This is a genomic window from Methanoregula sp. (genome assembly GCF_003170075.1).
Classification (GTDB): Archaea; Halobacteriota; Methanomicrobia; order Methanomicrobiales; family Methanospirillaceae; genus Methanoregula.
Genome location: NZ_PMZU01000077.1, coordinates 1 through 10660, shown reverse-complemented (window position 1 = coordinate 10660; position 10660 = coordinate 1). Strand labels below are relative to the sequence as shown.

General features: G+C 57.0%; 13 protein-coding genes and 1 pseudogene. 13 read left to right on the top strand and 1 reads right to left on the bottom strand.

Going from position 1 to position 10660, the window contains the following annotated elements; translation table 11 throughout:
- The 13 genes and pseudogenes from QZN75_RS09940 to QZN75_RS09875 form a co-directional block, all read left to right on the top strand.
- Positions 1 to 429: pseudogene (locus QZN75_RS09940) on the top strand (hypothetical protein); the annotation flags it as partial.
- Positions 419 to 1879, top strand: coding sequence for a class I SAM-dependent DNA methyltransferase (locus QZN75_RS09935; protein ID WP_292428145.1), 1461 nt, complete (start codon positions 419 to 421; stop codon positions 1877 to 1879). The pseudogene QZN75_RS09940 and the gene QZN75_RS09935, both read left to right, overlap by 11 nt.
- A 184-nt stretch (positions 1880 to 2063) precedes the next feature.
- Positions 2064 to 2300 (top strand): hypothetical protein, encoded by a 237-nt coding sequence (locus QZN75_RS09930; protein ID WP_292428144.1) that lies wholly within the window; start codon positions 2064 to 2066, stop codon positions 2298 to 2300.
- An 81-nt stretch (positions 2301 to 2381) separates the two neighbouring features.
- Positions 2382 to 3242: a hypothetical protein gene (locus tag QZN75_RS09925; RefSeq protein WP_292428143.1), complete on the top strand. Its 861-nt coding sequence runs from the start codon at positions 2382 to 2384 to the stop codon at positions 3240 to 3242.
- A gap of 402 nt (positions 3243 to 3644) precedes the next feature.
- On the top strand, positions 3645 to 3782 hold the full coding sequence (locus tag QZN75_RS09915; protein WP_292428142.1) for a hypothetical protein: 138 nt from the start codon (positions 3645 to 3647) through the stop codon (positions 3780 to 3782).
- A gap of 144 nt (positions 3783 to 3926) precedes the next feature.
- Positions 3927 to 4892, top strand: coding sequence for a 2-hydroxyacid dehydrogenase (locus tag QZN75_RS09910; RefSeq protein ID WP_292428138.1), 966 nt, complete (start codon positions 3927 to 3929; stop codon positions 4890 to 4892).
- A 48-nt stretch (positions 4893 to 4940) separates the two neighbouring features.
- Positions 4941 to 5597, top strand: a complete 657-nt coding sequence (locus tag QZN75_RS09905) for a flavodoxin family protein (RefSeq protein ID WP_292428135.1) — start codon at positions 4941 to 4943, stop codon at positions 5595 to 5597.
- 54 nt (positions 5598 to 5651) lie between these two features.
- A complete protein-coding gene (locus QZN75_RS09900) occupies positions 5652 to 6362 on the top strand; it encodes a flavodoxin family protein (protein WP_292428133.1) in 711 nt (236 codons plus the stop codon).
- Between the two features lie 76 nt (positions 6363 to 6438).
- Entirely contained in the window at positions 6439 to 7581 is a 1143-nt protein-coding gene (locus tag QZN75_RS09895; protein ID WP_292428129.1) for an aldo/keto reductase, read from the top strand.
- A 209-nt stretch (positions 7582 to 7790) separates the two neighbouring features.
- A complete protein-coding gene (locus QZN75_RS09890; RefSeq protein WP_292428126.1) occupies positions 7791 to 7925 on the top strand; it encodes a DUF2193 family protein in 135 nt (44 codons plus the stop codon).
- Positions 7926 to 7958: 33 nt separating this feature from the next.
- Positions 7959 to 8171 carry a DUF2180 family protein gene (locus QZN75_RS09885; protein WP_292428122.1) on the top strand — a complete coding sequence of 71 codons (213 nt, stop codon included), beginning with the start codon at positions 7959 to 7961 and terminating at the stop codon, positions 8169 to 8171.
- The gene (locus QZN75_RS09880) at positions 8171 to 8911 is read left to right on the top strand and encodes an MIP/aquaporin family protein (protein WP_292428121.1); all 741 of its coding nucleotides are present in this window, start codon (positions 8171 to 8173) and stop codon (positions 8909 to 8911) included. Before QZN75_RS09885 ends, QZN75_RS09880 begins: the two co-directional genes overlap by 1 nt.
- Before the next feature lie 370 nt (positions 8912 to 9281).
- Positions 9282 to 10199, top strand: a complete 918-nt coding sequence (locus QZN75_RS09875; protein WP_292428118.1) for an AEC family transporter — start codon at positions 9282 to 9284, stop codon at positions 10197 to 10199.
- A 257-nt stretch (positions 10200 to 10456) separates the two neighbouring features.
- Here QZN75_RS09875 and QZN75_RS09870 read toward each other — a convergent pair.
- Positions 10457 to 10660: hypothetical protein (locus QZN75_RS09870; RefSeq protein WP_292428116.1), on the bottom strand; the 204-nt coding region annotated here is incomplete at its 5' end.

Sequence of the window (10660 nt, the reverse complement as noted above, 5' to 3'; positions counted from 1 at the left end):
GATATAGTCCATAGCAAATTGGTAAATTATTGGTTTTTACATTACAGTCAAAAATTTTTCAATAAGAATGCTCAACAAACCGTTGGAATGGCATCGATCAACCAAAATCAGTTATCAATAATGCCTTTTCCACTATCGCCCTATATTGAGCAATTAGTTATGATTGAAGAGATTGAACGACATTTCTCTCAAATCGATCACATTGAGAATATAATCACCACCAGCCTCCGCCAAGCCGAAACCCTCCGCCAGAGCATCCTGAAACAGGCATTCGAAGGCCGGCTCGTCCCGCAGGATCCAAACGATGAACCGGCATCGGTTTTATTAGAGAGAATCAAAGCCGAAAAAGCCTGTCACGCTGCCGGGACAAAGAAAGGCAAGACCCTTCAACCAAAATCACCAAAGAGGAAGGTACGAGATGTCAACTGAATCCTCTGCTATCGTCCAGAAAGTCTGGAACTACTGCAACGTGCTGCGCGACGACGGCGTGAGCTATGGCGATTACGTGGAACAGCTCACCTACCTTGTCTTCCTCAAGATGGCAGATGAACAGACAAAGCCCCCGTTCAAGAGCAAATCGACCATCCCCACGGACTTTGACTGGCAGAGCCTTGTGGAAAAAGACGGCGTCGATCTGGAAGTTCACTACCGTGCCGTGCTGGACAAACTGGGGAAAGAAAAGGGGCTGATCGGCGTCATCTTCCGGAAGTCCCAGAACAAGATCCAGGACCCGGCCAAACTCAAGCGGCTGGTCATGCTCATCAACGGCGAGACCTGGCTCGGGATGGACATCGATGTCAAAGGAGAGATCTACGAAGGGCTGCTCCAGAAGAACGCAGAGGATGTCAAGAGCGGTGCCGGGCAGTACTTCACGCCCCGTTCCCTGATCAAGGCCGTGGTCGAGGTCATGAAGCCGCAGGCCGGCATGACGATCTACGATCCTGCCTGCGGGACCGGGGGATTCCTGCTCGTCGCACACGATTACATTACCGCTCACAATCGCACCCTTGACAGAGAGCAGATACAATTCCTTAAAGACGGTACTGTCATAGGAAAAGACATCGTGGATAGCGTGGCCCGGCTCTGCGCCATGAACCTGTACCTGCACGGGATTGGCGGGAAGGAGAGTCCGATCGAAGTCGGCGATGCGCTGGTCTCCGAGCCGTCCGAGCACTACGACATGGTGTTGACCAATCCGCCGTTCGGGAAGAAGAGCAGCATCACGGTCACTAACGGCGACGGTGAGACCAATAAAGAGACCCTGACGTACTCCCGCAATGATTTCTGGGCTGCATCAACCTCCAACAAGCAGCTCAATTTCGTCCAGCATGTCTGGTCGCTTCTCAAGATCCACGGGACGGCTGCGGTTGTTGTCCCGGACAATGTCCTCTTTGAAGGCGGGGCAGGGGAAGTGATCCGGAAAAACCTGTTGCATAACTGCAATGTCCATACGCTCCTGCGCCTCCCCACCGGGGTTTTCTATGCACAGGGCGTCAAGGCAAACATCCTCTTCTTCGACAAGAAGCCGGCGGCAAAGAAACCGTGGACGGAGACATTGTGGATCTATGATCTCCGGACGAACATGCACTTCACGCTCAAGACAAATCCGCTGAAGTTAGAAGACCTCCAGGACTTCATTGCCTGTTACAACGCGGGAAACCAGCCCAAGCGTAAAGAAACCGAGCGGTTCCATGCGTTTCCCTACGACAAATTGATGGAGAGGGACAAGGTTAACCTCGATATCTTCTGGTTGCGGGACGAGAGCCTTGAGGACTCGGACAACCTGCCGGACCCCGATGTGATCGCGCAGGAGATCGCAGGGAACCTTGAGGATGCGCTGGAGCAGTTCAGCGGGATTGTGGGGAGTTTGCAGAAATAATCAAATTTCCCGATACTTGTCACCGCTATAACTGTCACCCCTCTTCCGCGCCTCCCATTCAGCTAACCCGCAGGTTATACCCATCCGGGCCCATATCATCCCCCGATTCCCGAAATAACTACCAAAATATTCGAATCTACCACAGAGTTTATAACCTGACGTACCCTTGAAGAAATAATCAAGAATGAACCAGGATTTCTGCACACAGATAACGAGGAAGTTTCGGAAGATCGGGTACGCGAAAAAGGTCGCCCGCCGCTTCGCGAAGTTCTGCTTTGTCTCCATGACGCTGGTGTGCGGACTTTTCGGGCTCCTTGAGATAGTAAAAGCACCGATCTATCTGATCACCGGTATCGGGATGCATACTGCGGGTGCCCGGGCCGGTACGGTATCGCCCGCCTTTTCTCTAGTACGTAGTTGACCGCCGGTCCGGTCGTCATTGGACAGGTATCAGTGATCGTTGTGCGAAAAGGCCTGTTGAGCCGCTTCGCATAACGGGGTGATGGCTTTTGGCAAGGGTGTCAGGGCTGTCGTTTCCCACCAGGCCGGCGCCGGTACATTTTCAGACGAGCGGACGCGCTCGTTCCTGTACCGGAATAAAAGAACACCAGAAACAAGGAAAAACGTGAGTCAAATGGAAGGTATCAGTACAACCCAAGAGGACGTGATTACACCGGGTGCGATTGCATCCGGTGCCACGTACAGCAACCGGATTAACCCCTGCGGGACCGTGAGCCACGAAAGCAGCCAGGTCGCAGGTGAGACAACACCCTCCCTTATTCCGGAGGAGGACCCAAGACCGCAGCACGCCGGCACAACAGCGTCCCCCCGCCGCCGCACCGTCAAAGGCCGGAAGTCCGGGAAAGCCAGCCGCGGGAAGGGTACGGCCCCAAAAGGTCGGACCGCCCGGCCAAAAGAGAACTGGCAGCATGCCCCGCGGGGCACCTGGGAGGCGGCAGACCTCCTTGCAGCGGAGGGATATATCGTCGGGAAGACGACCGGGCCGGCCCCGGTCTTCGATCTTGTGGGACGGTCGCCGGACCAGGCGATCCTGGTCAAGATCGTCCGGCCCCGGGAGCCGGTCCATGGCGCCGCACGGGTGGCAGAGCTCTACCTCCCCGAGATCCTCACGCTCCGGCCGTATTACCGCTCGGCATCGGACATCATCGAGCTCTGGGTCTTCTCAAAAGAAGCCGGCCTGCTCCGGTACCGGGTCTTCAACTGGGGGATCGCAAACACAAAAACCATCACAAAAATCCTCAAAATCCCGCCCGAACCGGCCCCAGTACGGCAAAATGTCCAAAAGAATCCTGCGGATCAGCAAACCCGAAACTCTCCCTGCCCGGTCAGCGTATCCGGGTAAGGAACAGGCCCGGATTCATTTCCTTTTTTGGGGTTATATCCCACAAATGCCTATGATAGTATGTCAACGGGCGCCCCGCGACAAAGACAAAAAGGAGGAAGAAAAATGGCAGACTTTACACAGAACAGCAACGTGAAGAGTGCGGTTCGCAAACTTGCTGAACCGATTACGGACGTGACTGCGTTCAACGCAATCATCCAGTCCGTCATGAATCCCGGCCCATGATTCAGACGCGGACACGTTCTCCGTTGCCCTGAAGTGTCACGACCCCAACGGCGAACTCTACATGGTCACCTTCGCCCGCCAGCAGGTATCGATCTCGTCCTACGAGGACGACGCGATACGGACCGTGATCGAGACCTGGGCAGACGGGGTACCGGCCCTCGCATGAGGTGGGCAGGGATGGACACCTCGCTCATCATTACCGGTGCATTCCTCGGTACAGGGCTGCTCGCCTACGTGGTGATCCCCGGTCTCCTTGTGATGTGGGACCGGATGCTCGATCACATGGAGCAGAGTGGAGAACCAGAAAAGAAATAAGACCATACCGGGCGGGGAGAAATTCCCCACCGGTCGATTTTTGGTAATAATTAGTCTCCTGGCCCACCAGGTGGACAGGTACTCTCTTTACAGATCCCACCAACCGATGCAGTGATCACCCGGAACATCGTACCTGAAATAATCATGAAGATCCTGTTCTGCGGCGAGGCTTTCCCTGAGGCCCGCAAACGGCTCGCCGCACTCCTCCCGGACGATGAGATCCTCGCGTTCCCTCCCGACAAACTCGGCCCTCATATCGCAGACACCGATGTGGTCGTGCCGCTCGTCAACCGGGTGGACGAGACGTTCATCCGGCAGGGCACATTCGGTTTGATCCAGCAGTACGGCGTCGGGCTTGAGACCGTGGATATCGAAGCCGCGACCAGAAACGGCGTCCTTGTCGCACGCATCCCGAGCGAAGAGTCCGGCAATGCCGCATCGGTCGCCGAACACGCGGTCCTCCTCATGCTCATGCTCTCCAGAAGGTGGAACCAGATCGCAGCGACACGGGAGAGGGAAACGCACGTCGCATGGGGGTCGCCGACCGGCCAGGCACTCCTCGGCAGAACCGTCTGCATCGTCGGCCTTGGCGGGGTCGGAAGGGAACTCGCCCGGCGGCTCGCCGGCTTTAAGGTCAGGATCACGACGGTGGACGACCATCCCGGCCGGACCGTCCCCGGTGTGGAGATCGCCCGGGCCTTCTCCCTTGACAGGCTCCGCGAGGCTGTCGGGAAGGCTGACTACGTGATGCTCTGCATCAACTTCACCCCGGACCGGTTCCATCTCTTCGGCAAACAGGAGATTACCGCCATGAAGAAAGGTGCCTTCATCATCAACGTGGCCCGGGGCGGCCTTCTCGACCCGGACGCCCTGCTCGCCGCATTAAGAAGCGGGCAGGTCGCCGGCGCAGGGCTCGATGTTTTCTGGGAAGAACCTGTGGACATGACGCACCCGATCTTTCGTGAGAACGTCATCGCTACCCCCCACATCGCGGGCGTCACTGACATGTCGTATGAAGGCATCGCGCTGGCATTCGCGGAGAACGTCAGGAGATACAAAGCCGGTAAGACACCGCTGTACCTCGCCAATGCACCAGCCCGGCTGCGGTGAACAGGTCGGGGTCGGGCGATCGATCTGACAAAAAGAGGGTACGAAATCATGTATGTCATCGGAATCAACGGAAGCCCACGAAAACACGGGAATACCGCAACGCTTTTAGAACACGCCCTCAAGGGAGCGGAATCGGAGGGTGCAACAACCGAACTTGTCCACCTGTACGATCTGGAGTATACCGGGTGCACCAGCTGCTTTGCCTGCAAGACCCTCGGCGGGAAGAGTTACGGGAGGTGTGCGGTAAAAGACGGCCTCACCCCTCTGCTTAAAAAAATTGAACAGGACGCAGACGCGATCATCCTCGGATCGCCGATCTATTTCGGGACCGATACCGGCATGATGAGGTCATTTTTAGAGCGGATGATGTTCCCGTACCTGACCTATACCCTGCCGCACGGCACCCTGTTCCCCCGGAAGATCCTGACGGGGTTCATCTACACCATGAACATCCCCGAGAACCTGGTAAAAGAATACGGCTATACCCTGCACTTTGCCACGAACGAAAACGTCCTCGCCGGGCTCTTTGGGCACTCGGAGCATCTCTGTGCATACGATACGTACCAGTTCAAGGACTATTCAAAGGTGCTCTGCACGATGTTTGACGCAAAGAAAAAAGCAGAGCGCAAAAAGACCGTTTTCCCAAAGGACTGCAAAAAGGCCTTTCTTATGGGGGTACGGTTTGCGCAAAAGAACCCGGTATAACACACCAGTCCCAAAAGGACAAAACCATATCACTTCCCGTACCCACACTACCATATGCCATCTCCCATGGTCGGACGGAAATTCGGTGTCGGTGCGATCACCGCACCTGACCCCAAAAACGTGAAAGGCACACGGGTGGTCGGGATCTCGGGGTCGAGCCGGCAGGAACCGGGCATGTCCAAGTCCGAGCGGCTGCTGATCGAGGCGCTCGATCGGTGCAAAAGTCTCGGGTGCGAAACGAAATTCATCAGGCTCAAAGACCTGAAGATCTACGACTGCGAGGGCAACTACTCGGAGAACCCCGCGTACTGCACCTATCCCTGCCAGTCCACGATGAAGTACGAGGACGACGAGATGGACACCGTGTATACGGCAGTCCTCGACTGCGACGTCCTCTTTTTGGCCACCCCCATCCGGTGGAACAACCATTCGGCACTCGTCCAGAAGTTCGTCGAGCGGATGAACTGCATCGAGAACCAGTACTCGTGGTTCGGCAACCGGATGATCAAAAACAAGGTCGTGGGGCTCATCATCATCGGGCACGTGGACGGGATGCAGCACGTGGCAGGCAACCTCCTGAACTTCTTTGCCTGGATGGGCTTCCACAGCCCCGAGGTCTCGATCGCCTCGTGGGTCGGTGAAAACGACGAGGATACAACCAAGGACTGGGCACAGATTCAGAAAAACCAGTACACGCAGGAAGACCTCACCGACATGGTGAACAGTTCGCTGCGCCTTGCCTGCAGCCTCAAAAAAGGGATCTGACCGGGCGGCCCGGAAAAGCATTCATACCCTCACGCCTTACCGGGGCATAAACAAAAACCGTTCAGGGAGGATACTCATGCTGTACAGGAAATTTCCCAAGGCACCCATGGATCTCTCGATCCTCGGGTTCGGATGCATGCGCCTGCCGGTACTCGGGAACCGGCAGATCGACGAGCCAAAGGCAATGGCAATGATCCGTTACGCGATCGACCATGGCGTCAATTATATCGATACCGCGTACCCGTACCACGACGGCCAGAGCGAGCCGGTGGTCGGGAGGGCGCTTGGCGATGGCTATCGGGAGAAAGTGTACCTTGCGACCAAGCTCCCGAGCTGGCTTATCACGAAAAGGGATGACATGGACCGGTACCTCGACGAACAGCTCGAACGTCTCGCCACCGATCACATCGACTTTTATCTCATCCATGGGCTCAACCAGGCAACATGGGAGAACACATCAAAACTCGGGGTCCTCGAATTCCTTGACGATGCTGTTGCCGACGGCCGGATCCGGTATCCTGCATTCTCGTTCCACGACGCCCTGCCGCTCTTTAAGGAGATCGTTGATGCCTATGACTGGACCTTTGCCCAGATCCAGTACAACTTCATGGACGAGAACTACCAGGCCGGCACGAAAGGACTAAAGTATGCAGCAAAACGGGGCGTTGGTGTCGTTGTCATGGAGCCGCTCCGGGGCGGGCTGCTTGCAAAGGATGCGCCCGGGATCCCGGAGATCCTTAAAAGTGCCCCGGTCCAGCGCTCCCCGGCAGAATGGGGCCTGCGCTGGGTCTGGAACCACCCCGAGGTGACGGTCGTCCTCTCCGGCATGTCGGCCATGGAGCAGGTCGTACAGAACATCAGGTACACAGAGCAGGGACAGCCCGGTTCGCTGTCCAAAAAGGAACTCGCCATTATCCGACGGGTCAGGGATGAGTTTAATTCCCGGATAAAGATCCCCTGCACCGGGTGCAAGTACTGCATGCCCTGTAAAAACGGCGTGGACATCCCAGATTGCTTCGAGTTCTACAACCAGGCGCATATCTACGATGCAAAAGAGCAGGCCGGCGGGATCTATTCGTGGGCCTTAAGCGGGATGTTCGGAGGCGTTCCGGGATTTGCGTCCTGCTGCCTTTCGTGCGGGGAATGCGAGGAAAAGTGCCCGCAGGGTCTCCCGATACAGAAGCATCTCAAAGATGTTGCAGAGTATTTCGGGAAATAATCCGGCGCTGCAAACCTCCCTGGACCCTTCGGATATCCCTGCACCAGACCCTCCCGAAGATCCTTTTTTCATGTGGCGCAAAAGCCGGATTCCCCGAACACTCCCTGATAATGCCGGCTGATACCGCGCCGTGTCAGAACTGAAGAATAATATAGATGATCTGACTATGCTTCCCTTACAGGCACCTCCCTGAGGGGTGCCAGGGAGTCATGACGTATGCAGGAGATCGTAAAAAAGATGATCACCGAGGCGATGGCTGCCCAGCACGGATCTGCAAGGACTGTGCCTCTGCCGCGCTCATGGACTTCCGGCACTGTTCCTGCCAGTGGAAAGAGGCCGTCTGATACAGGGTGAAATTAAAAAAACAGGTGAAGATGATGAAGTGTTACATATGTGCAAAAGAAGGAAAAGAGAGCGATGCCGTGGCAGTATGTGTTGCCTGCGGTATGGGAACATGCATGAAGCACACGATCCGAAAAGAGATCGAGGTCTGGGAAGGGGGGTACCCGCTCCCCTCCCGTAAGCTGCCAAAGAAGATGCCGCGGATGCTCTGCCCGGACTGCAATGCGGCGTATGGAGAGGGTAAGTAATGGCGTCGCTCTCCTCCCGCTGCCTCGCAGAGGGGGTCGGGACGTTCCTCCTGGTCTATTTCGGTACCGGGGCGGCGGTTATCACACTGCTGCTTGCGGCCGGTACAAAACCTGCGGCTGCATTCAACGTCGGGATCGGTGAACTTGGGGGGCTTGGCGACTGGCTTGCGATCGGCCTCGTGTTCGGGATCGTCATTGCAGCCGTGATCTACACGCTCGGCCGGGTCTCGGGTGCGCATGTCAACCCGGCGGTGACCATTGCCCTGTGGGCGACGAAACGGTTCCCGTCTCTTGATGCAGCGGGGTATATTGTCTCGCAGTGCATCGGTGCTGCGGCGGGGAGCCTGCTGTTGTACCTGTCACTCGGTGCATCCGCGGTCACGATCGGCGGGCTCGGGGCGACCTCGCCGTTTCCGGGGATCGGGTACGGGCAGGCGATCCTCGTCGAGGCAATCGCGACCTTTGTCCTGATGCTCGTTATCATGGGGGTCGCCGTAGACCAGCGTGCCCCACCGGGATTTGCCGGTCTGGTCATCGGTCTTACGGTGGCCGGGATGATCACGATGGCCGGCAATATCACGGGGGGATCCCTCAACCCTGCAAGGACGTTCGGGCCGTACGTGATGGACGGCCTTTTAGGGGGATCCAGCCTCTGGGTATACTTCCCAATCTACCTCATCGGCCCGATCATCGGGGCGGTGGTAGCAGCATTCTTCTACGACAGGATTACGGCGGAGTAAGCCTGCCTGCGGGGTGCGGGAACAAAAAATCTCCACCCCTTTTTCTGGTTTGCCGGTTGTTGCCCCATGAAAGGCTCTGACCCGACATCATGAAGCGGCCACGGGAACCTGTGAGACGAACCCAAAAATAATCACAAAAGGGAACAACGTGCACGCGACTCTTTGAGGACGCCCGGCCACTCCCCCTGGCTCTTTCCTAATCTATATGTCCGTATCAGATCAACACTTCTGCCGGCATAGACCGGCAGTGCTCCAGACCGGCCTCTTTAAAAGAAAAGGACGTCATGCGTGTCAGCCGGCACAGGAACCCGGGAGCCATCTGCTCCGGACAGGAAAAGACCATCATTCGGATTGATCGTGGGACACTGGTATGGAACTCATCACCATCCTTATCGCAATCTTCTCCCTCTTTGTCATCATCGGGATCGGGTTTGCTGCACGCAGGTATGGCATCCTGAACGGCGACCGCGTCCACCTGATCTCCCATGTCCTCGTCAATGTCGCGCTCCTGGCGATCACCATCAGCAGCATGCAGGTGCCGGACACGGCAAAGACCATGGGCATCGTCGACAGCATGCTCCTGGTCGCCGGCGGCTATTACCTCGCCGCGTTCCTTATCAGTATCCTCATCTGCCAGTTTCTCCCCTCCACACCGGCCGAAAAAGGGGTCTTCCAGTTCATGCTGGTCTTCCCGAACACCATGTTCATGGGCATCCCGGTGGCGTCGGCGGTCCTCGGCCCCGGTTCACTCTTCTACGTGATCCTCTTCAACCTGCCCTTCAACTTCCTCGTCTTTACCATGGGCGTCTGGCTGCTTGCCCGGGGCCGGCCGGGAAAACTCGACCCAAAAGTCCTGCTCTCGCCGGGCCTTGTGGCATCTTTTATCGGCCTTGCCCTTTTCCTCGCAGGCTACATGCTTCCTGCCCCGGTGGATACAGGACTCGAACTGATCGGGTCAGCGACAACACCGCTCGCGATGCTTGTCGTAGGGGCGCTGCTCGCAACCCTCCCCGCCGCACGGCTGGCCGGCGACTGGCGGGTGTACCTGGTGACCGCATTCCGGCTCGTCATTATCCCGGTCATCGCCTTTCTTGTGCTCTCGCCGTTTATCACCGACAGGCTCGTCCTCGGCGTCGCGGTCCTCCTCATCGCGATGCCGGTCGCCGCAAACTCGGTCCTGCTCTCCGAGGAGTATAAGGTGGACTCGACACTTGCCTCTCAGGGCGTCTTCCTCTCCACGCTCCTCTGCCTTGCGACGATCCCGATCCTCGAATACTTCCTCTTTTAAGGTGCTTTTGCTAATCCGCATCCCCGGCACAAACGGCACCTCGCAACCGTAAGAATGGGTTCACCACCCGTGACGAGCTTGGGGACCAGCCCTCATTTCAGAGGGGAAAACCTGCTGTGCGGGAAGAGGGGCACAGGTACCGGTCAGGTCCGGCACTGTTTTCTGGTAAAAGAGCGATCTCGGCAGTATCGCCGCAGCACGGTATCAGGATAGCTTCGGACTACGGGGAAAAAGGATAAACGGGGTGGATCGACCCGTTATGACGACTGAGTGGCGGTCGTGTTCCTCATGTGCCACTGCGACCGGGTGGTATTGCCAAATGCCCCCGGGTGCGCTTCGAAATATGATTTTAGCCACGAGTTTACCGTCGCCGTGTCGTTGTTCGCGAGCGCGGTCTGCACCGTGCTTACGTCAACGCCTTTGTTCTGGAGCTGGGTGATGAATGACTGGAGATGCGCCTG

Excerpts from the sequence above, each read along its gene's own strand:
- QZN75_RS09905 (WP_292428135.1), top strand. The coding sequence starts at position 4,941 with ATGTATGTCATCGGAATCAACGGAAGCCCACGAAAACACGGGAATACC.
- QZN75_RS09915 (WP_292428142.1), top strand. The coding sequence starts at position 3,645 with ATGGACACCTCGCTCATCATTACCGGTGCATTCCTCGGTACAGGGCTG.
- QZN75_RS09900 (WP_292428133.1), top strand. The coding sequence starts at position 5,652 with ATGCCATCTCCCATGGTCGGACGGAAATTCGGTGTCGGTGCGATCACC.
- QZN75_RS09895 (WP_292428129.1), top strand. The coding sequence starts at position 6,439 with ATGCTGTACAGGAAATTTCCCAAGGCACCCATGGATCTCTCGATCCTC.
- QZN75_RS09910 (WP_292428138.1), top strand. The coding sequence starts at position 3,927 with ATGAAGATCCTGTTCTGCGGCGAGGCTTTCCCTGAGGCCCGCAAACGG.
- QZN75_RS09925 (WP_292428143.1), top strand. The coding sequence starts at position 2,382 with ATGGCTTTTGGCAAGGGTGTCAGGGCTGTCGTTTCCCACCAGGCCGGC.
- QZN75_RS09930 (WP_292428144.1), top strand. The coding sequence starts at position 2,064 with ATGAACCAGGATTTCTGCACACAGATAACGAGGAAGTTTCGGAAGATC.
- QZN75_RS09935 (WP_292428145.1), top strand. The coding sequence starts at position 419 with ATGTCAACTGAATCCTCTGCTATCGTCCAGAAAGTCTGGAACTACTGC.
- QZN75_RS09875 (WP_292428118.1), top strand. The coding sequence starts at position 9,282 with ATGGAACTCATCACCATCCTTATCGCAATCTTCTCCCTCTTTGTCATC.
- QZN75_RS09885 (WP_292428122.1), top strand. The coding sequence starts at position 7,959 with ATGAAGTGTTACATATGTGCAAAAGAAGGAAAAGAGAGCGATGCCGTG.
- QZN75_RS09880 (WP_292428121.1), top strand. The coding sequence starts at position 8,171 with ATGGCGTCGCTCTCCTCCCGCTGCCTCGCAGAGGGGGTCGGGACGTTC.
- QZN75_RS09890 (WP_292428126.1), top strand. The coding sequence starts at position 7,791 with ATGACGTATGCAGGAGATCGTAAAAAAGATGATCACCGAGGCGATGGC.